21 protein-coding genes and 1 pseudogene are annotated in these 26985 nt (G+C 48.7%); 11 read left to right on the top strand and 11 right to left on the bottom strand.

Annotated elements, in window-relative coordinates; all coding sequences use genetic code 11:
• Window positions 1–70: 70 nt before the first annotated feature.
• The 5 genes and pseudogenes from H70357_RS12660 to H70357_RS35220 form a co-directional block, all read left to right on the top strand.
• A complete protein-coding gene (locus tag H70357_RS12660; protein WP_038589737.1) occupies window positions 71–1117 on the top strand; it encodes a restriction endonuclease subunit S in 1047 nt (348 codons plus the stop codon).
• Window positions 1118–1143: 26 nt separating this feature from the next.
• Window positions 1144–3003: an HsdM family class I SAM-dependent methyltransferase gene (locus H70357_RS12655; RefSeq protein ID WP_038589736.1), complete on the top strand. Its 1860-nt coding sequence runs from the start codon at window positions 1144–1146 to the stop codon at window positions 3001–3003.
• Window positions 3000–4604 (top strand): AAA family ATPase, encoded by a 1605-nt coding sequence (locus H70357_RS12650; protein ID WP_038589735.1) that lies wholly within the window; start codon window positions 3000–3002, stop codon window positions 4602–4604. Before H70357_RS12655 ends, H70357_RS12650 begins: the two co-directional genes overlap by 4 nt.
• Window positions 4605–4610: 6 nt before the next feature.
• Window positions 4611–5717, top strand: a complete 1107-nt coding sequence (locus tag H70357_RS12645) for a hypothetical protein (RefSeq protein WP_038589734.1) — start codon at window positions 4611–4613, stop codon at window positions 5715–5717.
• Window positions 5718–6028: 311 nt separating this feature from the next.
• A pseudogene (locus tag H70357_RS35220) lies at window positions 6029–6217 on the top strand (IS3 family transposase); the annotation flags it as partial.
• A 59-nt stretch (window positions 6218–6276) separates the two neighbouring features.
• Here the strand turns inward: H70357_RS35220 and H70357_RS12640 are convergent.
• Both H70357_RS12640 and H70357_RS12635 read right to left on the bottom strand, forming a co-directional pair.
• Window positions 6277–7017, bottom strand: coding sequence for an abortive infection system antitoxin AbiGi family protein (locus tag H70357_RS12640; RefSeq protein ID WP_038589731.1), 741 nt, complete (start codon window positions 7015–7017; stop codon window positions 6277–6279).
• Window positions 7018–7445: 428 nt separating this feature from the next.
• Entirely contained in the window at window positions 7446–10142 is a 2697-nt protein-coding gene (locus tag H70357_RS12635; protein ID WP_442950462.1) for an adenosylcobalamin-dependent ribonucleoside-diphosphate reductase, read from the bottom strand.
• A 413-nt stretch (window positions 10143–10555) separates the two neighbouring features.
• Between H70357_RS12635 and H70357_RS12630 the strand changes: the two genes are divergently transcribed.
• The 3 genes from H70357_RS12630 (at window position 10556) to H70357_RS12620 (ending at window position 14602) form a co-directional block, all read left to right on the top strand.
• The gene (locus H70357_RS12630; RefSeq protein WP_038589729.1) at window positions 10556–12298 is read left to right on the top strand and encodes a DEAD/DEAH box helicase; all 1743 of its coding nucleotides are present in this window, start codon (window positions 10556–10558) and stop codon (window positions 12296–12298) included.
• On the top strand, window positions 12298–13377 hold the full coding sequence (locus H70357_RS12625; RefSeq protein WP_038589728.1) for a YqhG family protein: 1080 nt from the start codon (window positions 12298–12300) through the stop codon (window positions 13375–13377). Before H70357_RS12630 ends, H70357_RS12625 begins: the two co-directional genes overlap by 1 nt.
• A 160-nt stretch (window positions 13378–13537) precedes the next feature.
• Entirely contained in the window at window positions 13538–14602 is a 1065-nt protein-coding gene (locus tag H70357_RS12620) for a hypothetical protein (protein ID WP_038589727.1), read from the top strand.
• Between the two features lie 139 nt (window positions 14603–14741).
• Here the strand turns inward: H70357_RS12620 and H70357_RS12615 are convergent, their stop codons facing one another.
• A complete protein-coding gene (locus H70357_RS12615) occupies window positions 14742–14930 on the bottom strand; it encodes a YqzE family protein (RefSeq protein WP_038589726.1) in 189 nt (62 codons plus the stop codon).
• 202 nt (window positions 14931–15132) lie between these two features.
• Between H70357_RS12615 and H70357_RS12610 the strand changes: the two genes are divergently transcribed.
• Window positions 15133–15909 carry an N-acetylmuramoyl-L-alanine amidase family protein gene (locus tag H70357_RS12610; RefSeq protein WP_231578420.1) on the top strand — a complete coding sequence of 259 codons (777 nt, stop codon included), beginning with the start codon at window positions 15133–15135 and terminating at the stop codon, window positions 15907–15909.
• On the opposite strand, the gene H70357_RS12605 is transcribed toward H70357_RS12610, so the two are convergent.
• Both H70357_RS12605 and H70357_RS12600 read right to left on the bottom strand, forming a co-directional pair.
• A complete protein-coding gene (locus H70357_RS12605; protein WP_231578419.1) occupies window positions 15896–16834 on the bottom strand; it encodes a divergent polysaccharide deacetylase family protein in 939 nt (312 codons plus the stop codon). The genes H70357_RS12610 and H70357_RS12605 overlap by 14 nt on opposite strands.
• A gap of 98 nt (window positions 16835–16932) precedes the next feature.
• Complete coding sequence (locus tag H70357_RS12600; RefSeq protein ID WP_038589725.1) at window positions 16933–18027, bottom strand: glycerol dehydrogenase; 1095 nt, start codon at window positions 18025–18027, stop codon at window positions 16933–16935.
• 218 nt (window positions 18028–18245) lie between these two features.
• Here H70357_RS12600 and H70357_RS12595 point away from each other — a divergent pair, with 218 nt between their 5' ends.
• Complete coding sequence (locus H70357_RS12595; RefSeq protein ID WP_038589724.1) at window positions 18246–19106, top strand: SDR family NAD(P)-dependent oxidoreductase; 861 nt, start codon at window positions 18246–18248, stop codon at window positions 19104–19106.
• A 20-nt stretch (window positions 19107–19126) separates the two neighbouring features.
• On the opposite strand, the gene catA is transcribed toward H70357_RS12595, so the two are convergent.
• Together catA and H70357_RS12585 are read right to left on the bottom strand one after the other, a co-directional pair.
• Entirely contained in the window at window positions 19127–19786 is a 660-nt protein-coding gene (catA, locus tag H70357_RS12590; RefSeq protein WP_038589723.1) for a type A chloramphenicol O-acetyltransferase, read from the bottom strand.
• Window positions 19787–19919: 133 nt separating this feature from the next.
• Window positions 19920–20852: a hypothetical protein gene (locus H70357_RS12585; protein WP_038589720.1), complete on the bottom strand. Its 933-nt coding sequence runs from the start codon at window positions 20850–20852 to the stop codon at window positions 19920–19922.
• A 319-nt stretch (window positions 20853–21171) separates the two neighbouring features.
• Between H70357_RS12585 and H70357_RS12580 the strand changes: the two genes are divergently transcribed.
• Window positions 21172–22014: a YihY/virulence factor BrkB family protein gene (locus tag H70357_RS12580; RefSeq protein ID WP_063848040.1), complete on the top strand. Its 843-nt coding sequence runs from the start codon at window positions 21172–21174 to the stop codon at window positions 22012–22014.
• Between the two features lie 22 nt (window positions 22015–22036).
• On the opposite strand, the gene H70357_RS12575 is transcribed toward H70357_RS12580, so the two are convergent.
• The 4 genes from H70357_RS12575 to H70357_RS12560 all read right to left on the bottom strand — a co-directional run bounded on the left by H70357_RS12575 (window position 22037) and on the right by H70357_RS12560 (window position 26917).
• Window positions 22037–23428 (bottom strand): FAD-dependent oxidoreductase, encoded by a 1392-nt coding sequence (locus H70357_RS12575; RefSeq protein WP_052091996.1) that lies wholly within the window; start codon window positions 23426–23428, stop codon window positions 22037–22039.
• Between the two features lie 27 nt (window positions 23429–23455).
• Window positions 23456–25012: an extracellular solute-binding protein gene (locus tag H70357_RS12570; RefSeq protein ID WP_038589719.1), complete on the bottom strand. Its 1557-nt coding sequence runs from the start codon at window positions 25010–25012 to the stop codon at window positions 23456–23458.
• A gap of 93 nt (window positions 25013–25105) precedes the next feature.
• The gene (locus H70357_RS12565; protein ID WP_038589718.1) at window positions 25106–25981 is read right to left on the bottom strand and encodes a carbohydrate ABC transporter permease; all 876 of its coding nucleotides are present in this window, start codon (window positions 25979–25981) and stop codon (window positions 25106–25108) included.
• 24 nt (window positions 25982–26005) lie between these two features.
• Complete coding sequence (locus tag H70357_RS12560) at window positions 26006–26917, bottom strand: ABC transporter permease (protein ID WP_038599366.1); 912 nt, start codon at window positions 26915–26917, stop codon at window positions 26006–26008.
• Window positions 26918–26985: the final 68 nt, after the last annotated feature.

Below are 26985 nucleotides of genomic sequence, written 5' to 3'. Positions count from 1 at the left end.
CCTTGAAATGAGAAAATACACATGGTATTACTTCCATAGTTTTCCGTAATAAAGAAAGGTAGGGATCGCTTTGGTCTCATCATCCCCCATTCCGCTCAATGAGCTTTTTAGTATTACTAAATTAACAGCGCAAAGCAAACATATTAAAGCGGGAAATATCCTTATCAACCTATTCGGACCAGATATTGGCAGGTTTTCCCAATATAATCAGGATGGTAATGTTCCTGATGGTACGGGTAAGGTCATTATTCTTCGTCCTGATATTATTGATGAAGATTACCTGTATTTACTTCTTAATTCCTCTCGTTATCCGATTTCTTGGGATAGAAACAAAACAGTACACCGGACAACAATTGAATACCGCTTTCTTTACCATGAGAGCATCACTCTTCCTAAGTTGCCGATACAAAAGAAAATTGTTCAAGTATTCCAAAAAGCAAACTGCCTGCTTGATATGAGGCGAAAGTCGGACAGCTTGATGCAGCAAACGTTTAATGCAATGTTCATCCATTTTTTTGGCGATCCGGTTCAAAATCCAAAGGGATTCAATATTATACCATTAAGTGATGCAGTCGCAATCAATCCCTCCAAAAAAGGCATTTCGGTTCCCGATGACCTGTGGGCACCTTATATTAAAATGGAAGATCTATTGGCAGAGGGATATTTATTATCTGATTATCGACGAGTTAGAGAAATGCTTGAAGGCAGTTATAGCTCTTTTGCTAACGGTGATGTTCTGTTCCCTACTAGCTCTCCAAGTCTAGAAAATGGAAAAGGCTGCGTTATTACTGGTCTGGTGCAAGACATTGGTTTTGGGTCGAGAGAATTTGCAGTGCTTCGTCCGATCTCTGATGTTACTCACGCCTTCTGGATACACCGATTATTATCTCTCCCAAGCTCCCGCAAGTATACCGCGCAGTTCCTGACTGGCAGTACTGGACGTCGGCGCATCTCTGTTTCATTTTTAAAGTCATGGAGGGTCCCCGTGCCGCCGTTTGAGCTTCAAAAGGAATATGCTGACGTCGTCTATTCTATGAATATGATTCGGCAAAACCAATCTCTCGCTAAAGAACGGCTGGTTCAGTTATTGGATTTCGCTCAAAACAATTTTTTATAGCCCTCATTTAAGAAAGGACGAGCAGTATGCTTGAACTGAATAGGAAAATATTAGAAAAAAAATTAAACGCGCTTATGGATCTGCTGTGGCGAAACGGAATAAGCGGATCGGAAGAAAGCATTGACATTATTATATTTCTGTTTTTATTTAAAGTGCTGGATACTCCTCAATCGCACAAGGGAATAACGTGGAGTAAAGTCAAGGAAAGAACCATACACCTCCCTGTCAATGAACTGGTCGAGGATGCCAAGAAGCAAATCGAGCATGCAGCCGGTCATGGCTTTACGGGGCCTTTCTATTGGAATGCACCGATGCAAATGCTGTTTGAAGCTATGGAATTAGTAGAGGATATTGTTGAGGAGACTAATGGTAGTGCAGATTTTGGGTACATCTTTGATATTCTTGGTTCTACTATAGCTAAGCAAAAAAGGTCGGCTGTATTCACACCACAGAGGCTTGCGAATACTTTAGTGCGCATGACTGAAGTTCAGGAATCTGATATTTTAGTAGACCCATCCTGCGGAATTGGAAGCTTTTTGATTGCTTCTTTACCTTTTACAAGGCATCTAAAAGGATTAGATACTAATGCTTTTTCAGTTCGATTATCGAAAGCCAACTTATATTTAAGTGGCTTTACATCTTCGACAGTAGATCATCATAACTATTTGGAAAAAGGAGTAGACTACGTGGAATCCCAGGCAAGCGTTGTTCTAACCAACCCACCATTTTCAATGAAAATGAATTTGAAAATTTCACCCTCAATCAAATTCAATATCAGACAAAAGCAGACGTCTGAAATTCTTTTTCTTTGGATAAGTCTGTCGCTGTTGAAGCCAGGGGGAAGAGCTGCAATTATTTTGCCGGAAAGTTTCTTCTTCAGCGAAATGCATGCAGAAGCAAGGAAAACCCTATTTGAAATGGCAGTAGTGGATGGTATTGTTTCAATGCCGCGCGGGATGTTTAAATCTCATACTCAGTTAAAAACCTCCGTCCTTTTATTTCGAAAAAAGAGTTCTAATGTAACCGAGACTAAATATGTCTGGTTCTATGAAATGGAATCCAACGAAGTCGCTCAAAGAGAAAATCGTCATTCAGAGGAGGAAGATACTTTTCACAATTTGCTCTCCGCCTGGCGCAGACGCACTCAGGACGCGGATCAATGGTTTAAATCCAAAAACGAGACATACCCTTTCCGTTCATACCCGCTCAGGCATGTCGAGTCAAAGAACATTACATTCGCTTCATTTAAAGAAATTGAGAAAGAAAATTATCTTCTGAGCGCGACAAATTACAATTACATTGAGCCGGAGCCTCAGACTCTTGGAGATCCGCAACAATTGCTCCGCGAGGTACTTGATTTGGAAGAGCAAATTGCGGAGGAACTGCATCAAATTATAGATCAGGCACGTTGGATAGCTGAAACGACGAATCAGGAACTTTCCGATGCTCCTATGGAAGCTTCTCCGCCTGCCCAAGAGTCTGTCTGGAAAGAAGAAGATTCTCATAAGATCATGATGGATATAAGACAGAACGAGCGAAAGCAACTCATGAAAAAGCAACGCAAAAGTATTAATTCAAACCTTGGTTGGTTTTTGAACGAACTGGCTGAATGGCAGATAAAGCTTCTTAATCGATTTTTCAGAAATCCCCAACCACTTGCAGCGCATGAAGCAGCGAAAAAAATCATCGGTGTACAAGCGGCGCTCCAGACCATTTTACTCTTTGAATCCTTCGGAATTCTGGAACGCACCTTAGATAAGGAGATAAGGATACACTCCCTTAATGAGGCTGAAGACGAAACCACCGTTGTCGATCGCCAGGGAAATCCACTGAGTATACACCGCTGGCAGCCGGCAATTTCGTATATGGAGGGTGAAAATTTGTGAAACTGAATCGAATCTATGTTGAGGAATATAAATTGTTAAAAAAATTCACGATTGACTTTCACGAGAGTACGAATTCACAATACCGGGCATCCTGCCGCTTTCTGATCGGGCAGAACGGCTCCGGCAAATCGGCCCTGCTAGAGGTAATCAGCCTCATTTTCACCCGCATCATGCAGGACGAGTCACCGGGATTCCGGTTTCAAATCGATTATTCTATAATGCTCAGTGGCCGAGAAACGAAGATCTCCGTATGGAATTTGGAGGGTCCTTTAACCTACTCTATTGATGGCAGTAATCAAGATATGCAAACGAATCCGTTCAGCGACAGGCAGGAGTATCATCCAACCAAAATTTTGGCTCAGTCTACAGGTCCCAATAATATGTTGGATGACGTCTTACTTCAAACGCCGGAAGATGCTTTAATCAGTGACGTATTTGATTATATCTCTGATCCGCAACATGAAGTTGAAGACGCGGCAGGACTGGACCGTCTTCTCAGCAAAATTGAGCGGCTGCACGAGGATCCTCGTTATTTATTTATTAATGGTGAAACTGCACTTTATGTCATTATTACGTTGTGCGTTTTCTCTGATATCTCCAGCGATCCTGAACTAAATCGCATCTATTGCCGTAAGAGAAAAAAGCTTTTTGACCTGGTCGGGAACTTTACTCCAGTTTCTTTTTCGCTTTCGGGAAACGATGGAAAGATTGCATCCAGGTTCGGAAAAGAGAGCGGCTCGATAGAGCGGGAATTTATGAAGTTAGTTTACAGCGAACAGGAATCAGGCTCCTTGCCTTTATATGATTTTGTAAGCAGAACACTCACTCAGCTTAACGGTGAAATCAAGCAGGTTTTTACACAGTCCTCCACTCATCACTATCGTAGGAATGCTGTTTTTCGTTTGGAGCAAGACCCTAATTTTTCGCATTTCAACTACTTTCACAAAAATATCAGTCAAGCGACGACACCATTGTCTTTTCTGTCATCCCTGATTTATGCCAAACGCATGGGACTGTTGGAACAGGCGGAGCTTGCTTTTAAGCTAAAAGGATCTGATGTCATATTTACTAGTGAAAACCTTAGTGATGGTGAATATTTATGGCTTGCTCATTTAGGTATCCTCCTGCTCATGAGCTGTGAAGACAACATTCTGCTTTTGTTGGACGAGCCTGATGTACATCTGAACGAAGCTTGGAATGTAAATTTTATCAATTATCTAAACGAATTCATCTCATTAGAAGACACTGCCGCCAGCCATGAAGTCGTTATTGCTACCCATTCCTCCATGATTTTGACCGATGTTGATCCGAAACAGCTCTATCAGTTTAAGCTGATTTTGGACAATGGACAACCGCGTTCAGAAATCAAGTCCACACGTATTTCCACCTTCGGAGCTAATTTAGGAGAAATCAGCAAGCAAATTTTTGGGACTGGAGGCATTATCGGATCGTATGCTGAAGAACTGATTGATGAAGCCTTTCGATTGGCTGATGAGGAGAACAATTATGACAAGCTTAAACAACTGCAAGATATGCTGGGGCCTGGCTACCACTACTTCCGTGTCTCCAATCGTTTATTGGAGCTGGAGGAGAAGGATTGAAACCTCATGCTGATTCGAATGAACAAATCAAAATATCATAATGAATTCAATATAGTTTTGGACTTTGTGGACCAATTGTTGGAATATTCAGTCCAGCATGCGCAATTTGTTGAAAAGCATTTTCTTGCGCACTTTAACGCGGGTAAACCAACCGGAGCGGGCTCATGGTATCTATCTAAAAGCAAAAGTTCAGATGGCCCCGTCGTTTCAGGATACTTGGGTTTATTCCATGAGTTATCTATTCAGGAACGGAGTCAGGTGCATGATGCTTTTCGAAACGATATCTGCTTTTTCGATCAGTACGATACATCCACATTCTGTTTTCAGTCAACCAAGCTTCCGCCAATACTTAAAAGTGCACTCAATGGTTTTATCGTGCCATTCTACAGTCTAATCTTCAATAAGACAGGTTTTGACCATATCGGAACGTTTTCTAAACACCCTTTTAAACGCTCCTATTTTTTTGAAGGTTACCAGCAAGAAAATGAAAATGTTAAACTATGTCCTGCATGTCTTTGTGAAATAGACATTTCACAAAGTTTAATTGCCGATTTGGATCATTATTTTCCCAAACATGAATATCCGGCCTTGGCGATCCTTCCAGATAATCTCATCCCTGTTTGTTTAGCCTGTAACGAGCGGATCAAGATTCAACAAGACCCACTTGATACTTCGGCCATACCGGGGGCGATTCAAAGGGCATTTATCCCGTACAAACATGAAGCTATTGATGAAATGGAAATAGATATTAGATTCGGGACACGTGATAAATTCGTTGTTCAGTTAACAGCTTCATCAAAAGAAGACACAGCCATTGCCAGGGTTGAAAACTTTAATCGTATCTATGATTTAAGCGGCAGATGGCCAGGAAGGCTTGATAATTTATATGATAGTCTATTAAGTGATCTAGCCGAAGATTTTCCTGATTGGGAGCATTTGGACCAATGGTTGAGAATCAAATTGACTGGAAAGCGCAATAGCTCGGAGAAAGGAAAAAGAAAGCTGCCTTTATATTATTTAAGACTAAAGCTGCTTGAGATTTTACTAAACGACTCTTTGAAATTCAAAGCGGCTTTAAGAGATTTACGAATGCGTAGGATACCGGAGGATTAATTTATACGTATACTTTCAGGATTAGTGTCGATGTTCTTGATTTTGTGAACAGCTCAACACTAAAAGGAAGGTATCTTTGGTGAAGTTGCTCCATCAGAGAATTGGAAAGAGGTGCTGATTATCTCAGTACCTCAAAAGTGTAAGTTTTAGCGTACCGTATAATTCACATTGAATAAATCTGTTACCTCTTGTGAAATTATTAGGTCCTCAATTATTTAAGTGTCTTTCATCCTGCTAAATCATCCAGAACTCACAGTGATCTCTTATAAAGGAAGCACTTTCAATTTTCACACAAAAATCAGTAATTTTGAAATGCCCCCATTGAATCATTTCATTCAACGCTAAAGTCTGAAACGTTCTATCTCGAAGGGCTAACCTGCACAACGACTACAATCGCTCTACAGACCGTTCGAGACTACTTTACCTACTGTAACTCAATCCGAATTCAAACGAAACAAAATAACCAGTCGCCGATTGAAGTCCTGCGACTGGCTGCTTAAACTTGCAATGTGTTTTGATCCCTTCTCACAAACGGACTCAGTCCCTTATATAGGAGGGCCTATTTTCCAGCATTATTCCACAGTTTAATTGCTAGTTCCTCGAACATCTCTTCATACCCCCATTCAGGTGAAATGATAGGAACTCTTTTTAAGTCTGCAAGAATTTTTTCTGAAGTTATTTCCGCTTTGCATTTTTCCCGAAAAGATTTAGAATCCTCTGCGATTATTCCAACTAAATCAACAAGTCGAAACTTAAAACTGCCTGTGTAGCGCCATTCTCTTTCCCACATAAAGTCATGCTTAGGTTCAACGATATTTATTAGAGAATAATATTGAACTAATTCTTTATGAAATTCAGATTTTTCAATTGTTAACTCTGCATATCTACTAATATCTTCAAAGTTTTTACGAAAGTCATCTAGCAAATATTTTTTTAATTGAGAGCCTGTTGAATTGATATAAATAGCAGGACTTGCTCCCTTATTAAATAGTTCAGCTTTCCAAAAGACCAGCCCATATGGTTTTAGTTTGATTTGGCGTTTTATATCGGCAGTAATATTTTTAATTTGATGTAAAGGCACCTCTGTAAAACATACTGTGTTAAAGCTATTTTTGAGTTTCTTGGTAAAATTTAATTTATCGAAATCATATTTAAACAGACAATGATGGTTCCGTGCTTCAAGCGTTTGTGTTTTGATTATATTCACAAGATTATCGAGCGCATTATCCTTATTATAATCTCTTGTTAAATGTACCAGGAACCGTGAGAAATCATCTCTATCGCGTGGGTTTCTATCCAATGTATTCACCTGTCAATCATATAGAATTAGATATTAATCATACCCCATTATATGCCAAAAAATCAGCTTACGGGCGGATTTCTATCACTTTCACGATACAGGAGGCCGTTAGGGCAGTCCCAAAATAACGATTCTCCCATATCGAAACGCGCTGATTGTGTCTCCATTAAGTAAGTATCATCCGGATATTAACATCTTTCCGTTTACAATTAGGGTCAAGAAAAAGAACCGGTAAACCCTAAGTAATGGCTTGCCGGTTTTGAAAGTAAAGTCGTGAAACTTACTGCATCTAAATGTATAAATATTCACCTAGGTGAATATTGAAGATTTTTCTTGTTTAAAATGAACTTTTTCTCACGTGAAATGAAACAATTCTCATTTAAAATGAAAAATCACAAATTACAACACAAACACATTCTACCTACTTCTTACCCACACCGGCTATACCCGCAGTTGCTGCAGGTCTTACAGCCTTCGATGTTAACCAGCGAGGCGCTGCCGCAGGATGGGCAGAGGTCGCGGGAGACCGCCCCATGGCTGTGTGCGGCATGGCCGCCGTGGCCGTCGTCCGCTACTGCCGCAGATGGTGGTACGCTCGCTTTCAACTCGGCGTTCAGCGCTTCGTTGAAATCCTCCAGCTCCAGCGTTGCCGCGATCGGAGCTGGGACATGGTCGTCATGTGCATTGTTCAGCACATGTGTTTCCAGTGCCTTCGCTACCGCGTCGGCGATGGACTCGACGCGGTTCGCGCCGAAGCCGATGGCACCGGAGCCGCCGATGCCCTTGAGATGCTTGATCAGCAGCTCGACCTTCTCGCCGTGGTCGCCGTAACGGAGGAACAGCGAGCAGACACGGCCCAATGCTTCCGCCATGGCGAAGACGTCGGAGCCTGCTTTGCCGACATTCAGGAAGATTTCTGCCGGAATGCCATCCAGGTCATTGATGGTGATATACGCCATGCCGAATGGAGTGTTGATCTTATAGGTTGCGCCGCGCAGCACCTGCGGGCGTTTCTTGTATTGCTTGTCGACAACATTGGCATTGGCCTGTGGTGCAGGGCTCGCTGCCACAACTGCGCTGGCCGGTGCAGCTTCTACTGCTTCCGGTGCAGCCGTTTCCGCTGCCGGAGCCTCTTTCTTGTCTTCCTTCTTTGTGGTTTCCAGCACTTGCACATCGCGGCTGCCATCGCGGTATATAGTTACACCTTTGCAGCCCAGATCGAAGGCCATTTCGTACAGCTCGGCAGTTTCTTCAACGGTGAAGTCTGACGGGCAGTTGGCGGTCTTGGAGATCGAGCTGTCCACCCAGCGCTGAATTGCAGCCTGCGCACGGATGTGATCTTTAGCCGACAAATCCATCGAAGTTACGAAATAATCAGGCAGCTCTTCACCCGGATGGGCTTCCAGCCATTCCTGTGCGATTGGCACGAACTGCTCGTCGTAGCCGAGACGGCTTTGACGGAAATATTTGAAGGCAAAATAAGGCTCAATACCAGTCGAAGTTCCTACCATTGTACCTGTGCTGCCTGTAGGCGCCTGGGTAATAACGGTAACGTTGCGCATGCCATGCTTGCGGATGGATTCACCCACCTCCGGATAAACTTCGGTGATATTTTTCATAAATCCGCTCTGCAGATATTTGTCGGTATCAAACGCCTGGAACGAACCCTTCTCGCCGGCAATTTCCGCTGAGGCCAGATACGCTTCGCGGGCCATAAAGCCGTACAGCTTGTCCAGAAACTCCAGCGATTCAGGACTGCCGTAGCGGATGTTCAGTTTGATCATCAGCTCAGCCAGACCCATGGTTCCAAGGCCTACGCGGCGTTCCAACTTCTGGTTGGCTTCATTTTCCGGGAAATGATACGGAGTCTTGTCAATGACATTGTCCAGGAAACGAACAGAATAACGGGTAGTCGTCGCCAGATCGGCCCAGTCCACATCATGATTCTCCGCATCGTAGAACTTCGAAAGGTTGACGGCGGACAGGTTGCAGACGCCCCAGCCCGGAAGTCCTTGCTCACCGCACGGATTGGTGCAGATAATCGGATTAAAATACCAGCTGTTGGACATTTGGTTGTAGTATTCCATGAATACGACGCCCGGCTCTGCCGATTTCCAGGCTGATTCAATAATCGTATGCCATACATCGCGTGCTTTAACAGTACGGTAAGGAATGACCCGGCGGCCGTCCGCCTTCCATTTATCAAGGTCTCCGTCCCAAATCGTATCATAATCAGGGTCAGTCGTATCCGGGAATACAAGCTCCCAGTCGAGATCCTCTTTAACAGCTTTCATAAAAGCGTTACTGACACATACTGAAAGGTTGGCATTGGTCACTTGACCCATAGTCTGCTTCACAGTAATGAAATCAACCACATCCGGGTGCCAGTCATTGATCATCAGCATCAGCGCGCCACGGCGGCTGCCGCCCTGCTCAATCAGGCCGGTCGTATAGCTGAACAGCCCGCCCCAGGAGACAGAGCCGCTGGATGATCCGTTCACGCCTCTAACGATAGCACGGCGGGGACGCAGCGAAGACAGGTTAATCCCCACACCACCGCCGCGGGCCATAATCTCGGTCATTTCCGACAGTGTCTGCATAATTCCGCCGCGGCTGTCTTTAGGCGAAGGTACTACATAACAGTTGAACAGCGTCAGCTCTTCACTGGCACCGGCACCTGCGGCGATCCGGCCGCCCGGTACAAGCTTCCAGTCATCGAGAATGGAGCGGAACTTGCCTGTCCATTCTTCCTGAAGCTCAGGCGTTTTCTCTACCGAAGCCATGGCGGCTGCGAGCCGGTCCCACATTTCCTCCGGAGTTTTCTCTATATTAAGCGTAAGCTTTTCTACATCCGATTTCACCAGTTCACCACTGCGTGTCTTCACGGTAACAATCCGTCCGCTGCGCTCCACAATTTCGCCAACTTCCTTGGTAGGGAATTTGGGATCGTCTTTGGTCAGGACGAGAACAACATCGCCTACTTTGGCATTATTGCTGTCCGCATCCTTCCACGCATACCGGTCCAAAAATATTTTCTCGCTAAGGCCCTCAAGGCGCTGCTTACGTTTCACTGTACTCAATAGAAAAACCTCCCGGATGTATGATATGTAAATCTTCCGTTCCATGATGTGGGCTTACGTTTTGTGACCCACAACAAAAACTCCCAGCTGCCCTGCTTGTGCAAAGGAAGTTCCTCTTGTCAATAACAAATAACCGTCAAATGCTCTGATAAATCAATATTTCAAGCATTTGTAACAATATATTGTGTGCGTCAGCTTTTAAACTATACCACATATTGTATCGGAGGTCTTTTTCGATATAAGAAGCCCCATGGCGAAAAATCGGCATTCATGACGCCTTTTCTCACTCTTGCTCGTTTTTTTATTAAATCAGAAACTAAAAGTTTCATCTGCGGGTGAGTGAATCTTTAATATGCACAACTCTTTCGCAATCCATATCAGGTTATGAATTCTCTCTTTTACGCGCATACTACTTCTACGCTAGTTCGATATGATACAGCGCCGGAGGAGGCTGCAACATGACGCAATTATCCCGCAATTCCCTGACGCAAGAGGTCAAGACACCCGTACCGCTGCTGCCTGTTCCCCTATCCTTTGAGCGAAACTGGCTGCATGATCTGGAGTCGAGACTGGAGAAAGGCGGGCCTTGGGGAGACCTGAGGTTATCCCGGCTTGCCGTGCAGGGTGAAGAATCGGGCCTTGTCACCAGCTTCGACGAGCTGCAATGCCTGAAGCATTTGTCAGGACTGTCTCCGCTTCCCCACCAGCTTGATACCGCTCATAAGGTACTCTTTGAAATGTCTGGCCGGGCGATTCTCGCCGACGAAGTCGGACTCGGCAAAACGATCGAAGCCGGTCTCGTGCTTAAGGAATATTTGGTACGCGGACTGGTAAGCAAAGTGCTGATTCTGGTTCCCGCCTCACTCGTCCTGCAGTGGGTACGCGAGCTGAACGCCAAATTCGGCATTACTGCCGTAGCACAAAAGAAGTCCTATTCCTGGGGAAATGACATTGTGGTCGCCTCCATGGACACCGCCAAACGTGATCCGCATAAAGAACTGCTGCTCGGCAGCGAATACGACATGCTGATAATCGACGAGGCCCATAAGCTGAAGAACAAGAAGTCCACCAACTACCAGTTCGTTCAGCAGTTGCGCAAAAAGTACTGCCTGCTGCTCACCGCCACTCCTGTACAGAATGACCTCGGCGAGCTGTTCAACCTGATCACCCTGCTGAAGCCGGGGCAGCTTGGCAATCAGGGGGATTTTGCCGCTAATTTCGTCGTGGACAAACGCCAGCCGAAGAATGAAGTCCAGCTGAGAGGCGAGCTGTCCAAAGTTATGATCCGCAACCGCCGCGGCGAGGGCCCGGTCAACTTCACCAAGCGCAAGGTCCGCAATATTCCGCTCACGCTCTCACCGGAAGAGAAGGTATTATATGACGGCGTTACCGCCTTTGTCAAAGACCAATATCAGGAATCAGGCGGCAATCTCAGCAGCATGCTCTCTCTGGTTACGCTTCAGCGTGAGGTATGCAGCAGCCGCGATGCTGTATTCATTACCTTGGTGAACCTAATCAAAAAGCTACCTGCCGATTCTCCGAAACGGGAGCGGATGATGGAGCTGCTGCAGAGCATCCGCACCGTCAAGACGAATACCAAAGCGGAGAAAACGATGGAGCTGATCCGTGAAATGAACGAAAAGGTTATCGTCTTCACTGAATACCGCGCCACGCAGGAGTATCTGCTGCAATACTTCCGTGAACACGGGCTGCAGTGTGTGTCATACTCCGGCGGGATGAACCGCGGCAAGAAGGACTGGATGATGGATCTTTTCCGTGGACGGGCCCAGGTGATGATTGCCACGGAAGCCGGCGGTGAGGGCATCAATCTGCAGTTCTGCCACCATATGATCAATTTCGATCTGCCGTGGAACCCGATGCGGGTCGAGCAGCGGATCGGCCGTGTCCACCGTCTGGGCCAGGAGAACGATGTGGTCATCTACAACCTCTCCACAAAAGGCACCATCGAAGAGCATATCCTGCATCTGCTGCATGAGAAAATCAACATGTTCGAGATGGTTATCGGCGGTTTGGATGTGATCCTGGAACGTTTCGAGAAAAAGGAATCACTGGAGAAAAGCCTTTATAAAATCATGCTTGAAGCCCGCAGCGACGAGGAGCTGCGCAGCGGACTCGACCACATCGGCGAATCCATCAGCGAGCTGACCCAAGGCATACAGAATGAAAGCGAGGCCACCTGATGACCCTTTCTCCGCAGCAAGTCCGCAAGCATGTCATGGATTATCTGGAAGCAACGGAGTGTTCGATCCTTGAGGTATCTCCGCTGCATGTGACAGTGAAGCTCTCACCGCGCGCCGACCGGATGCTCACCGACCGGCCTTATTATTGGGGGTTCGTGGAACGCACCGGCGTCGATCCGGAGACGCTGTCGTTCACCTTCGTCTTCGACCCGGAGAAGTACGACAGCTTGGCCGCGCAGGCCGCTCCTCCGCCCCGGGCACAGCGGGGTGCGGCAAGCCGCCCTGCGGCCGGGCTTCTGCCGGGCGCAGGAGGCAACCATGGCGCGGCAGAGATGGAAGCCGGCGCGGACAGCCCGGCTGCCGGTTTCGGGCAGCCGCCATCCGCAGGGGCAGCTCCCGCTGAAGCAGATCCGCAGGAAGGCATTCTCGCCCGCTACTTTGGCGTTGTGCCGGTACTGCCGCGGATCGGACCGGGCATGATCCGCCGCGAGGATATAGTATACGGCAGCAAGCGGCTGAAGCAGATCTGGGCCGCCGCGCGTGATGAAGGTAAATGTCTGCAGCTGTTCGAGGACCCGGGAAACAGGCAGCGGATGACACTGTTCTCTGCGGCCTATGAACCGTGGCTAGGCGTCTGTTACAAAGTAGAGATGACTTGCGATCTGAAACGGGAAGAGCTGCATTTTATCGGAATTTCCTTAACCAGCGGGGTCATTGCCGCCGACTTTGGCACGAAGCTGAATTCACGGGAATTAACTCCCCGCTTGCCGGAGAACATTCACGTCCAGCCCTCCGAGCTTACCATTGCCGCCGGGGCCGACCGGCTGGAGGCTTATTTGACTTCACAGCTGGCGAAACTGGACTACAGCTGGGCGGAGGAGGCCCGGGAAAGGCTGCGGCTTGAGCTGAGCATCGTAGACATTTATTATGAGGAGCTGCTCAAAGAACAGGACGAAGAGAAGCGGCTGGCGATCCAGGAGCAATACAACCGCCGCCGGAAGGAGACCTCCTGGCAATACGAGCCGCAGGTTGCAGTTTCTGCCGTAACCTACGGCCTGTTCCATCTGCGCAGCACATAGAATGCGACCCTGCTCGCTAAAAGCAGGCAAAAAAACAGCGGAATTCCCGCAAGCCGGCGCGACAGTATGCAACACCCTTTTTAGAGCTTGTCCGCTACAATTAATTTATACCCGTTCCATGAATATGATTTGATTTGGACCAAGAAAGGTGAACGACGACATGACTATAAAATCAAGGCGGAAGGCCGTGCCTGGTCGTCGCGGCCGCTTCCTCCTCATTCTGTGCCTGTGCACAATCGGACTGTCGGCAAGCTCTGCCTTTCCGGCTGTCTATGCCGCTAAGGACACCCGCGTCACTGTCACACAAGCAGTCTCCCATGATGCGCTGGCCTCACTTGCAATCAAGACACAACCATCAACGGAATCGCTGCAGGACTTCACTAAGCTGACCATCCGCAAGCTGTCCGCCGATGCTCCCTTCACAAGCTGGAAAGAAGCCCGTACCGACTATTATCCGCTGGGACCGGGCACACATAGCTGGCTTGTTAATATCATGGACGGCGGGCAGCGCATCGGATACCTGATTGTCTCGGCTACAGAGCAGGGCGGTTATATGCTTAGCGAATACGGCACCGGAACCTCCGGGCTGCCTTACAGCTTGACCGATCTGCGCCAGTTTCTGGTGCAGGAGGAACTCATCTCTTCAAATTATTCAGGAAAGCTTGAACTGACACCTCTTTACGCCTCTTTGCTCCCGGTGTGGAAATTAACGCTCGACCATACGGATATATATATCAATGCTTCGGTACCGCAAGTTCTGCCGTGGAGTTCAGACAAAGCAGAAGAGGTCCTGAAGGTACAGTTAGATGGAGTCAATACAATCTCCGGGCTGGACTCGGACTGGTCTCCCCTGCAGACCTACCGGAGTGAAGGTCTGGATGATCCATACGCTGATTTGCAGTGGCTGACCAGCCCCAAGCTGATGCTGGACAGCGCAGAAAACTTCACTGTTCTGCTGAATCAAAGCGGCAGTCTCGTCTTTCAGTCTGCTGGCAGGAACGATACGACCGGAGCGCCTTTTATGATTACGGGGTATCAGCGCTGGCTGCCTGCCGGTTCCAGCGGAAAGACAAGCGGCAGCAGTCCGGCCATCGTCTATGCCGCTGCGGGTCCGAAAGGCAAACGTTACCTCCCTCTCTCAGCGCTTCAACAAAGCGGTACCCTGCACCAGCTGCCTCTAGCCGCCAAAACAGTGATCGGTGCGCTTACAAATTCAAAACGTTAAGCTTACCCTTTGTCAGTACAACGTCTTTCCTGCTAGTATGCAACAAAACAACCTTCCACAGTGCCATATACAGGGCATCTTGGAAGGTTGTTTTTAGTTCAAGCTGTACTTGCGATTTGCCGGTACTCTTGCACCCGGATCATTTCTTGTCGTTCCGGCTCCATTTGCTCCGCCAGATCGACCAGCCGAGCGGCAGCATGCCAAACCATTTCTCTGCCCACGGCTCTTTCTCGGCCTTTCGGCGCGCCCGGCTGGCACGCGGATCTTCGATATAAACGACTACCTTTTCCGTAATATACTTCACCAGTTCATCACCGCTGGAAGCCATTTCGCCACCTCCTGTAACTGAATGCTGAATTTGGGCACACACCTTTGACTTCTGTCTGGATCTCCATGTTCCTAGTGTGCTCTAGAACAGCTATATCTAAACCGTGATACTGCTTTTCGTATAGGTTTGCCTGTTCCAGCACAATCTAACAAAGTATCCAGTCCGGTCAAAAGATCATTACCGCACAAGGAGGTCATCCAGCTTGAACTACTTGAACTACCTGAACCAAACCAGAAACCAATCCACCCGGGGAAACGTTACACTGCGCCGGCTGTTCGTTATCGTGTCAACCGCCCTGCTGCTTATGCTTCCCCTGGGACATGCAGGAATTGTGCAGGCGTCTCCGGCGCCTTCAGGAGCCGGGGCGAAAGAAGAGCGCCAGCATATGCTCGGCCATGATCAGCGGATCATTCTGATTGATGCCGGGCATGGGGGAATTGACGGTGGTACGTCATATGGCACCATCCTTGAAAAGGATATCACGCTCGCTATCTCCCGCCGGCTGTTCCTGCTGCTGCGCAGTGACGGCTTTGATGCGATCCTTAACCGGACCGGTGACTATGCCCCCAGCGATGAGAACCGCTGGCTGCGCAGCTCCTCCCGCCATTTGCGGGATCTTGCCCAGCGCAAGGAGCTGGCCGAGACGCTTCCGGCAAATGTCGTGGTCAGCGTTCATATTAACTGGGCCGCTTCCCCCTCCAAACACGGGCCGCTCGTGCTGTACCGCCAGGAAGGCCGCAGCTTCCTGCTGGCCAGTTCGATACAGGACCAGCTCAATCAGCTCTATAATGTAAAAGCCAGCCCGAGACAGGGTAAGCCTTTTTATCTGCTCAACAAAATAACCGCCACAACAGTGATCGTTGAGGCGGGATTTGTGAGCAGCCCGACCGACCGCGAGAAGCTTTGCAGTCCGAAGGGCCAAGAGGAAATTGCTGAAGCGATTGCTAACGGTATTGCCGGGTATCTTATGGAAGTGTAAGCTTCGAATTCCATTGCCATTCGTCCCGGACCAGTTCGGAAATGCCTACAAACTCGACACTGTCCTTTATTTCACCAATGCCGCTGCGGATGCCCGCAGCGGTCTCTTTGCCCTGGATGCCAACATGGCCGATCGTTACACAATAGTTCTGGTTCAGCGCCCTTTCCTGCACCAGCCGCATTTGCTTCACGACATGGCTTGCCGTATGAACATCGTCCAGAAAGATATGATTCTCCACAGGCGGCAGCCCGATCTCACGGGCCATTCTGCCGGCTACCGAACGGTAATTCGTATGGCTGTCCACAAAAAATAATCCGCGTTCCTTGCAGACCGCCAGCACAATGCCCATCACCCGCTCATCACCGGTTACCTTGGAGCCCATGTGATTGTTGATTCCCACGGCAAAAGGAACATTGTCCAGTGCAGCCTCGACCTGCTTGCGTACCTCGGAATCGCTCATCCGGGTCAGAACTGCACCCGGACCCAGCCACTCGGGTTTGCCTTGCTTCGGTTCCATCGGCAAATGCACCAGCACATCGAAGCCCTGCTCATGTGCGCGCCGTGCATCCTTCTCTGTAGTCGGTAGAAACGGCATTACGGCAACAGTGATCTTAACCGGCAATTTGAACATTTCCTCCGTACCACGCATGTCATTGCCGAAATCATCGACAATGATGGCTACCCTGCTGCGGGTATGTTGTTTCTTCTCCTGGGTTCCTTCAGCCTTAGCGCTGCCGATCACGGCAGGTTCGGCAAGGACGGATGAAGACACTACAGACCGGCTGCCCCTGACGTGATGTGAAACTGAACCAGCTGATGTTCCGTGCGCAGTTGCAGCGGCCGGAACCAGCGCCGTCATCAATGCGACAACAGTAATGAATGGATACAGAATGGTGCGTTTGCCCGTATGATTGCTCTTTTTCAAGAGGATCTCCTCCTTCGATGCTATGGTGCCATTGTTCTCATTGTTTGGAACCTGAAGGAGAAATATGTACGGGACAGGTACGCAATAATTAACAATCGTTATCCGGCCTGCTGCCCCCGGCGGTCAGCGGCAATGATCGCATCAAATACATCCTGCGGGGATACCTCAAACGGCATATTTGCCATCGGGCTGTCTGCCTCACAGCTGGCTTGGGCCGCAGCCATAAGTTTCCCCGGCTCCATCCCAGAAAGGCCCATATCCTTAAGCGTTACAGGCAGGCCGACCTCCCGGCAGAAAGTAACAACGGCAGCGATCTCCTCCTCCGCTGCATGCTCCAGCATCAGCTGCGCCAGCGTGGCGAACGCCACCTTTTCCCCGTGAAGCATATGCCGGCATTCCTCAAGCACAGTCAGTCCGTTATGAATGGCATGGGCGGCGGCAAGTCCGCCGCTCTCAAAGCCGATGCCGCTAAGGTAAATATTCGCTTCCACGATACGGCCGACAGCCGCCGAGGCTATTCCTTGGCGGGCATCCTCTAAGGCCTCAGCTCCTTCAGCGAGAAGCGTATCCAGACAAGCACGCGCCAGCGCAAATGCGGCGATCGAGCTCTGTCCCCCTGCATGGGTCACAGCGCCGGAATTACGGCAAGCCCTTGCTTCAAAAAAAGTGGACAACGCATCGCCCATTCCTGCCGCCAGCAATCTCGGAGGGGCTTTAGCAATAATATCTACGTCGGCGATTACGGCATTAGGACTTTGCAGCAGAGGGAGATAGCGGTCAAACTCGCCCTCCTCCGAATAAAGTACCGACAATGCGCTGCAGGGCGCATCCGTAGAAGCCACTGTCGGAACAATGACCACCGGCAATCCGGTATAACGGCTTACGGCTTTGGCCGTGTCCAGTGTTTTGCCGCCGCCGATGCCCAGAATTACACCTGTCGCGTTCAAGTCCAGCTCCGCAACAATTTGCTCCACCAGCTTTAGACAACATTCTCCCTTGAACTCACGCTGAACAAGCGGCATAGACTCAGCGTCAAAGCTGCTGACAATATCATTTCCGTAGGTAGCGAGGATGTAAGGATCTACAATGGCATAAGCCCCTGTGGCTCCCATTTGTCTGCAATAAGCGCCCAGCTTCGAGATTTCACCGCCGCCTTGAATATATTTTGACGGGGAATAGATGACTTGATTCATATAAAGTTCCTCCTTTTTCCAATCCCTATCAGTTTAAGGAAGAACCCGCCGCCCGGCAAGGACAAAGCAGACATCCTCTGCACTTTTCTAATCCCCTAATCTATTCAACTTCAAACCCACCTCTCCTTGACTTGGAGTCGGCTCCAAGTTATACAATGAGCGCATCATCAACCGTCAGGCCTAAGGCCACTATTACTGCACTTTGAGGAGAGATTACTATGACAACACAAACACAGCGCGGAACCGCGCTGATTACAGGAGCCAACAACGGAATTGGCCTGGAATTGACCCGCAAACTGCTGGGTGAAGGCTGGGAGGTGATCGCACTCATCCGCTCAGGATTTCCCGAAGATGATGCCCCTATCCTTGAAGCACTAAGCAGCAAGCGGCTGCGGATTTATAAGGCGGACCTTTCAGATTTTCATAGTCTGGGAAAAGCGCTCGGGGAGATTGTCACGGCTGAACCCCGGATTGATCTGCTGTTTAACAACGCCGGCGGCAGCTTTGCGGAATTGAGTTATTCCAAGCAGGGGCGGGAGCTGCACTTTGAGCTGCAAACAGTGGTCCCGTACATTATAATGATGGAACTAAAAGGACTGCTCCTGAAAGGAACTCATAAAACGGTGATCAACACTGCCTCCAATGCAGTTCTGACACTGAAGGAATTTAATCCGGATACCCTGGAACGTCCGTCATCCTTCAAAAAACTGTTCGGCCCCTACGCTACTTCCAAAATGGCACTTTCACTCTGGACCAAAGAAATCTCCACGCAGCTAGCCGCTGAAGGAATAATGATCCGCAGCGCAGACCCGGGGGGCAATAATACGATCCGCAGCGGCAAAAAATCGGGTTTACCTTTTTATCTGAAGCCGATTATCAAGCTGTTCTTCCCCCATCCCAGCTACGGGGCCGGTCTGCTGTACAAAGCGGCTTTCGGCAAGCACAGCCATGTACCCGGAGTATTTCTCGTCAAAGATGAGGTGAGCCGCCTGAAGTTCGCCTCCGAGAGCCGCAAAGTTCTGGAAAAAGTGCAGGCCATTTATGAACATGAATATGTTCCTGCCTACAGCAACTCTTGATAATGAACTGTACAGGCTAATTAATTGTTGTGCAACCACTCCTTATAGGTATCTGCACGTAATTGCAGTTCATTATACAGCACGCTGGCGTGGTAGCCGTCGCAAACGGCATGGTGGAATTGTCCCGATAAGGGCAACAGTATTTTTTTGTCATGCTGAAAATATTTCCCCATTGTAAAGATGGGCAGCAAATAGGTTCCCTCGTTATACACGTTCAGGTTAAAGCCCGTGAAGCTGACCCACGGAATGCTAGAAATGGGGAAGGTGTTAGGTGGTTCGTTCGCTTTAGCGGCAAATTGTTTAACACTTCCGTACATCTTCATATCATCAAGATAACGGCTGTAGAAATCACCAAAATCTTCACCGTACAAAGTCCAGATGCTTGAAAAAGTCTTATCATCATCATGGAAGATTGTAAAGCTAGGTGACAGGCTGTCCCAATAACCTAACCGGCCTTCAGAATCAAAACAGGTGCGAAACTCACTATGTCGGTTTACCACCGTAGTTATCATGTGGATTAGTACCGGGTACAACTTAATCCCCTTAGTCTTAAGTTCTGAAAGCAGACGGGTTATGTCAATATTTGAAGTCATGCTATAGGTGCATCTGACATTATTTAAATAATGTTCAAAATAGGGCTTTCTACTCCAGTTATCCATGACAATGTGATTAAAATTCATATATTCTGACCTCCTAAAATTATTGCATTTTTCATTTTAGGAGGTCAGTTCGACTGATTTCACCATATCCTCATCACAATCCCTTGAGAAATTATATTATGCCGATGAGTATACCATCATCATAACCAAAACATCAAGAATATCCCAATCCTTTAAATGCGCGCAGCAGCAGCAATTTTTCAATCGCAATACTCGCTTTCCACCAGTTTTCGGCGACTGCAAATTCTTTCTCATAAGCAGCCCAGCTCCAGGTTAAATTCCAAACCCCCTCCGGATTTCGGGTGCTCAGTATGTAGTCCAGCTCTTGTTGAACCAGCGCTGCGTGATCCGCGGCACCCAAACTATCCGGAGTTTTGATAAATGCAGAAGGTCTGCAGCTGTATCCGTTCCAATCCCCGGCTCCGCGTGCCAGCAGCACTGCGATTTGGGCTCTGGCAGCTACTATTAGCTGCGGATAAGCGAAATGCTCCTCGGCCTTAGCGGCAGAGATACACTCCAGCATCGTGAGCACACATTTCAGCGGATGCATCTCTATATCGGGATGCTCCAGAAACCTGCCTGCCAAATCTTTGGCAGTTTGCATGCCTTGTTCATAGAGCCGGCTGTCTCTGTCAGCAAATTTGAGGATTGCCCCGGCCAGAATCGCTGTCGGATTATACATACTGCGGGCAGTGCTGTTCGAATCCGTATGCCACCATGGGGCATGAGGATAATCATTATTGGAGTCCACTACATTCCTCCAGATACCTTCATCCATCTCGGCTCCACTGTCCAGATACCTCATCATCCCTTGAACGATCGGATGGGTCCGGTCATCAAAATGAACCTCCAGCAGCTTCTCTACCGCTGTCGCTGTCTGAATCGGTGTGGAGTTCGGATTCCATGAGTCGGCTTCAAGCGCATGTCCAAAACCGCCTTCTTCATTCTGATAAGCAGATAAGGCCTCCAACACTGCGGACAAAGACCCTTCTTCAAAATGGAACCTCCATCTGGCGAGATCCAAAGGGCGGGCATTGCGGTAAAACCAGCTGCGAATTCTGTTATAATCCATAAGCGGTAAACTCATTATGATTCTCCTTCCCGTAATTAGATCAGCCTGTAAGTCTTTGGAGCTAAAGTATATACTTGTATTAAACAAAACCCGCTATGTAGATAGCTATGACATCACTCATTATTTTTTTAGAATGATTGTTCTCATATTAGCAAAAAATTCATCTTCTGTTACCCCACTACCTAAATCATTCTTTACACAGCTATCATAGTATATCGGGAACGATCAGTAAACAATTAATCTTTCGTTTATGTTTGGAAAAATTGCGGTTATGTTAATATTAAAAATATGTACATGCATAACATAAAAGAAAAAGCGGGTAGAGGAGTGAACTATGAACAAGACTAAGGATACCGCAGGTTTGTTCTCTTTGATGAAGCAGCTGTTTCAAAAAATCAAACTCGACGATGTGCAGGGTATCAGTGCGCAGTTGACTTATTATCTGATCCTCTCCCTGTTTCCTTTCCTGATCTTTATTATGACGCTGATTGGTTACGCCCATATTTCTATCGAGGACAGGATTGCGGAGCTACAGCAGATCATGCCTGCCGAAGCCGTCTCCATAATTGAAGAGATTCTGCAGGATGTGTCCGAGGGACGGAGTGAGGCCCTGCTGTCCTTCGGGATGCTGGCCACGCTGTGGGCTGCCTCCAAAGGCATCAACGCTATCATCAAAGGGCTTAACCGCGCCTACGATATTGATGAGAGCAGGGTGTTCTGGAAAATACGGGGGATTGCTTTCCTGGCCACCATGATCATCGGTGTGGTTGTTCTGCTCAGCATTCTGCTGCTCGTACTGGGGAGCTGGCTGAAGACACAGATCTTTCTGCTTGCTGATCTGCCCTACGGTCTGCAGAAGGTATGGGATCTGCTGCAATATATTGTACCGCTGTTCGTGCTGTTCGTCGTGTTCACTCTGCTCTACTGGATTGCACCCAGCCGGAGGCTTACGCTAAAAGAGGTTATGCCCGGCGCGATGTTCTCCACCATCGGCTGGATCATAACCTCCATTCTCTTCTCCATTTACGTCAACCAGTTCAGTGATTTCACCAAAACCTACGGAAGTCTCGGAGGCGTCATGATCCTGCTGATCTGGCTGTACATCAGTTCAATCATTATACTGGTCGGCGGCGAGATCAATGCGCTCCTGTTCAATCGCAGGCCCATCCGCAAATAGATTTCGGTGAGGCTAAGGTATTTTAGACTACACCATTCTTCGCTTCATCGTGCGGTTTGACGGCTTCTGCCCCGGCTATCTCCGGCAGGTATGCTCCTTCTTCTTGCAGACGTCTGCGCAAGGTAGGGATATCCACGGCATGCACGTCATTGTCAGGAAGCTTCACTGCCAGTGCTGCGGCAATCCCGGCGGCTTCGCCCATGGCCAGACAGACCGGCATCACCCTGACACTGCCTTGGACCTCGCGCACACAAGAGATGGAACGCCCGGCGACCAGGACGTTTCTCAACGTCCGTGGGGTCAAACAACGGTAAGGAATGCCATGCGATTCGCCCGGACCGTAACGTTTAATGACTTCCTGCTTGCCTCCAGCCTGCTTCTCTTCCTTTTCCGTCCCATGGATATCAATGAAATAGCTGTTGCGGCAGATTTCATCCGCGAAGCTGCGGCGGTTCACATAATCATCCACACTCAGTACGTAATCCCCGGTAATTCTTCTTGTCTCACGCACTCCCATTAACGAACCTGTACTGGCTACAAAAGAGCTGCCGAAGGAAGCCGGCATAAACTCGGCAAGCGCATCCCTGTAAACTGCGGCAAGCTTCCTTCCCTGCATCAGGGCAGCCGATACCGAAAAGGCATCCGTGTTGTCCACTTCCCATAAATGGCCGGCGTTGAAGCCTACCGTACGGGGAGCAATCATATTGTTGCAGATATGCGAATCCGGGATCATCGGATATTTACCGGACCGCAGAATGTCATAGATCGGACTGGTTTTATTATTGCCATGCAGCAACGGTCCGTTCAGATAAGCATATTCATCCACATTCCCGAGGTTGAAGCAGTGCGTGGCCGGCATGAGGTCACCGGTTTCGGTATCGCCCTTGAGGTATTCCGCCCCTGCCCAAGCCGCAACATCGGCATCTCCTGTACAGTCGATATATACTTTGGCCTGCATAGCCTGCAGTCCGTTTTTGCTGGCCGTAATCAGTGCTTCCACTCTACCGTCTTCACCGGTTTCCACAGAGCCGAGCAGGGTCTGGAACAATACAGTTACACCGGCTTCTTGAACCAGCTCATCATAGATGACCTTCAGCTTCTCCGGTTCAATCGGCACCCAGTCCATGGCATCCTTGTCAACATGCGGCATCTGAGCTTTCAGGGCTTCAAATACTTTCATCGCCAGCCCTCTGTAGATGATAGTCTCCATGTCAGAGAATGGACACCATGCCGGCACCAGTCCCGAGGTTCCCATTCCGCCAAGGCTTCCCGTCGCTTCAATCAGCAGTGTTTTTGCCCCTTCACGCGCGGCGGCGGCGGCAGCCGTGCAGCCCGCAGGGCCGCCGCCCACAACGATCACATCCCAGTTGTCCTGGAGCGGAACTTCATTGCTCCGCATCCTGTAGGTTTTCATTCTGTTTTCCTCCAAACACTCAGCCTTTTATTTAGCGGATGCCGCATACCAGTCATTAACTTCTTTGACACTCGCTTCTCCGCCAGCTGCATTGTACTTTTCAACAAATGTTGTTACCGCATCAGGGGACTCCTCACCTACGATTACCTTGACAGCAAAGTCATTGATCATCTGACCCAGTGAAGCATTGCTCTTGGAATACTCCGGCAGGGATGGAGCAAGCGCAAGCGGATCGGAAATTCTGGCCTCTGCTGGCAGCTCATTGTTAAGGAAGGAGAAGCCGGCAAACAGACGTGCATCCTTCTGGACACGGGCCTGCCAATAGATTGGATACAGCTTTTCGTCGATACCGGTCAGATAGTTGCTGGCATTGCCCCGTTCATCCGTGAACAGCGGCAGAATCGGGCTGTACACGCCATCTTTAAACGTATGATGTTTGCCTTCCTCTCCGATGGCGATCAGCTTGAACGTTTCTTTCTCCAGCTTGGCATTGATCCATTTAATCGCATCTTCCGGATGTTTGGCAGATTTCGGAATAAAGGTAATGCGGTCGAACCCGCCGCTCATTCCTAGGCCCATTTGCCCGTCTTTCCCTTTTAAGGCAGGAAGGTAGGCAAACTTGGCGTCCGGGAAATTCGCAGCCAGCGCATCAGCAATGCCCGGAATGTCATACCAGGGAAGCTGAATCACACCCACCTTGCCGCTGGTGAACTTCTCCTTCAGGGTAGCATCCTTGTTTACTGCAAATTCCTTGTCCAGAAGACCCTGCTTATACAAATCGGACATATAAGTTAAATATTCCTTGAATCCCGGGTGCAGCGGTGTCGGCACCAGCTTGCCGTCGACCTGGTTCCAGCTTGTGCCAATTCCGAATGCACCAGTAATATTGGCTGTCGTTGCGAGAGCACCGTCAATTGACATCGGTGCGCCGTTGCTGCCGTTGCCGCCGGGATCTTTTTCCTTGAACGCCTTGAGCACTGCTGTAAATTCATCCAGCGTCGTCGGCATCTTAAGCCCCAGCTTGTCGAGCCAATCCTGGCGGATCATCAGATCAGCCCCGGCAAACTGCGAAGAACTGTTCGGAATAGCGTAGATTTTGCCGTCTACCTTCATGGCATCAAAGGACGCCTCCGAGATAGAAGCTTTAATATTGGGACCAAACTCATCAATTAGCGGTCCCAGATCCACCAGGGCACCCATTTTGGCGTAATCGGTATACACAGCTTTTTCACCGGAAATGGTAATGACGTCATAAGGCTCACCGGAGGAAATCAGCAGGTTTAGCTTATCCATCGCTTTGTCCGCCGGTAGCATTTCGTATTTCACCTTGTAGCCGGTCTGTTCTTCAATCACTTTGGCAAGCGGATACGTGTTGTAATCATCCTTTGACCACAGATTGAGCGATTTCAGCTCAGGTTTGGAATCGCTTTCAGTTACTGCAGCGGTTGTAGCCGCCGGAGCCTTCGCCCCCTCCTCTGTTCCCTTGCTCTCTTTGTTGCCATTGTTGCCCGATGAACCGCAGGCCGTTGCTGCAAGCAGCAGCCCGGTGCACATCATGAGAGACAATCCTTTTCTATATTTCATCCTTATAACCCTCCTCCAATAATATGGGGTGATGCTGTATATGAAACGCTCTGTCAAAGAGCGGCTTCATAGCGCAAGCTGCGGGGACAAAACTCAGCCCTTTACAGAGCCGATCAGCACCCCTTTGATAAAATACTTCTGCAGAAACGGATACACAAACAGGATCGGGACAGTGGAAGCTACCACAGTCGCTGCGCGTATGCCTTCCGGTGACATATTCATGAGATCGTCCACGCTTTTGTTCACGGCATTGGCCGCACTGGCATCCATTACGACATCCTGCAGATACAGCTGCAAAGTCTTAAGCGCGGTATCGTTGATATAGATCATCGGGCCGAAATAATCATTCCAGAAACCCACGGCATAGAACAGGGCAATGGTGGCGATAACCGGCATGCTGAGCGGCAGGATGATCCGGAACAGGATAGTGTACGTCTTGGCACCGTCAATCCGTGCCGATTCCTCCAGCGCTTCGGGAAGACTCTCGTAATAACTCTTGATAACCAGCATATTAAAGACACTGATCATCCCGGGCAGAATCAGCACCCATAGATTGTTGATCAAATGCAGCTGGCGCATCAGCAGATAATTGGGAATCAGCCCTCCGTTGAACAGCATAGTGAAGATGAACAGCACCATAATGAAGGAAATACCCGGCAGATTACGTTTGGATAACGGGTACGCGGTAAGTGCGGTCATCAGGATCGAAATAGCCGTTCCTACTACAGTGACACCAATGGATACACAAAAGGCGCGTATGAACATCGAGGAGGAAATAACCTCCTTCAAAGTGTCAAGCTGGAATCCAACAGGCAGGATGCCCACCTTACCGGAAGTGATTGCCCATTCTTCACTGACCGATTTGGATAACACGTTCAGCAGCGGCAGAAGCATAATAATCCCCAGGGCGATCAGGAAGACATACACGGAGATATCGAGCACCAGATCTCCTTTGGTTCGTTTGGTCATTGTTATCTTCTCTCCCTTCCCGGATTACCAGATTCCGCGCTTAAGCAGCTTGCGGCTGATATAGTTGCCTGAGACAATCAGGATGAAACCGACGACGGAGTTAAACAGCCCGACTGCTGTACTGAAGCTGTAGTCCATCTTGCCAAGACCGATCCGGTACACGAAGGTTCCGATGACATCAGCTGTTTCATATACCACCGGATTGTACATTGTGAGAATTTGCTCTGTACCCGCGTCGAGTACTGAACCGAGACGGAGTATGAACATCAGCACCACCGTCGGCAGAATTCCCGGAATGGAAATATGCAGCATCCGACGGATTCTGCCCGCCCCGTCAATAGCAGCCGCTTCATATTGCTCCTGATCGATACCGGCAATGGCGGCAATGAAGACGATGGCATTCCAGCCCGTTTCCTTCCAGCCTGCGGTAAAAACCACGAGACTGCGGAAATACTCATTACTGACAAAAAAACTGATCGGCTCTCCGCCAAACCACTGGATGATGTTGTTGACCAGCCCGCCCGATGTAGAGAGGATGGTCACGAATAAGCCAGAGATAATGACCCAAGACAGAAAATGCGGAAGATAAATGATCGTCTGAATCGTCCGTTTGAAGAACATCAGCCGAACCTCGTTCAGCACCAGCGCGATGAAGATGGGAACCGGAAAAAGCAGCACAATTTTATAAACGCTGATTAACAGCGTATTCATAAACACCCTTCCGAATTCTTCCGACTGGATCAGCTTATGGAATTGCTCAAGCCCCACCCACTCGCTGCCCTTAATGCCTTCAAAAATGTTGAAGTCCTGAAAAGCAATCAGCACCCCGTAAAGCGGTGTATATTTGAAGAGCAGGAGAAACAATAATCCGGGGATCAGCAGTACATAATAATCCCTGTTTCTCCATGCATATCTCCACCTGCTTGCGGACCTGATTCTGGTTGGCTTAACCTTGCTCTTCGGGTTCAAATCCGTGACACCTGCGCCCAAGATGGCTCACCCCC

This window comes from Paenibacillus sp. FSL H7-0357 (assembly GCF_000758525.1).
GTDB lineage: Bacteria > Bacillota > Bacilli > Paenibacillales > Paenibacillaceae > Paenibacillus_AQ.
Note: the sequence above shows the minus strand (reverse complement) of the source record. Positions and strands in the feature narration are given on the sequence as shown.

Coding starts and splice junctions, on each gene's coding strand:
- H70357_RS12655 (WP_038589736.1), top strand. CDS start 1,144: ATGCTTGAACTGAATAGGAAAATATTAGAAAAAAAATTAAACGCGCTT.
- H70357_RS12645 (WP_038589734.1), top strand. CDS start 4,611: ATGCTGATTCGAATGAACAAATCAAAATATCATAATGAATTCAATATA.
- H70357_RS12635 (WP_442950462.1), bottom strand. CDS start 10,142: ATGGAACGGAAGATTTACATATCATACATCCGGGAGGTTTTTCTATTG.
- H70357_RS12630 (WP_038589729.1), top strand. CDS start 10,556: ATGACGCAATTATCCCGCAATTCCCTGACGCAAGAGGTCAAGACACCC.
- H70357_RS12625 (WP_038589728.1), top strand. CDS start 12,298: ATGACCCTTTCTCCGCAGCAAGTCCGCAAGCATGTCATGGATTATCTG.
- H70357_RS12620 (WP_038589727.1), top strand. CDS start 13,538: ATGACTATAAAATCAAGGCGGAAGGCCGTGCCTGGTCGTCGCGGCCGC.
- H70357_RS12615 (WP_038589726.1), bottom strand. CDS start 14,930: ATGGCTTCCAGCGGTGATGAACTGGTGAAGTATATTACGGAAAAGGTA.
- H70357_RS12600 (WP_038589725.1), bottom strand. CDS start 18,027: ATGAATCAAGTCATCTATTCCCCGTCAAAATATATTCAAGGCGGCGGT.
- H70357_RS12595 (WP_038589724.1), top strand. CDS start 18,246: ATGACAACACAAACACAGCGCGGAACCGCGCTGATTACAGGAGCCAAC.
- catA (WP_038589723.1), bottom strand. CDS start 19,786: ATGAATTTTAATCACATTGTCATGGATAACTGGAGTAGAAAGCCCTAT.
- H70357_RS12585 (WP_038589720.1), bottom strand. CDS start 20,852: ATGAGTTTACCGCTTATGGATTATAACAGAATTCGCAGCTGGTTTTAC.
- H70357_RS12580 (WP_063848040.1), top strand. CDS start 21,172: ATGAACAAGACTAAGGATACCGCAGGTTTGTTCTCTTTGATGAAGCAG.
- H70357_RS12575 (WP_052091996.1), bottom strand. CDS start 23,428: ATGAAAACCTACAGGATGCGGAGCAATGAAGTTCCGCTCCAGGACAAC.
- H70357_RS12570 (WP_038589719.1), bottom strand. CDS start 25,012: ATGAAATATAGAAAAGGATTGTCTCTCATGATGTGCACCGGGCTGCTG.
- H70357_RS12565 (WP_038589718.1), bottom strand. CDS start 25,981: ATGACCAAACGAACCAAAGGAGATCTGGTGCTCGATATCTCCGTGTAT.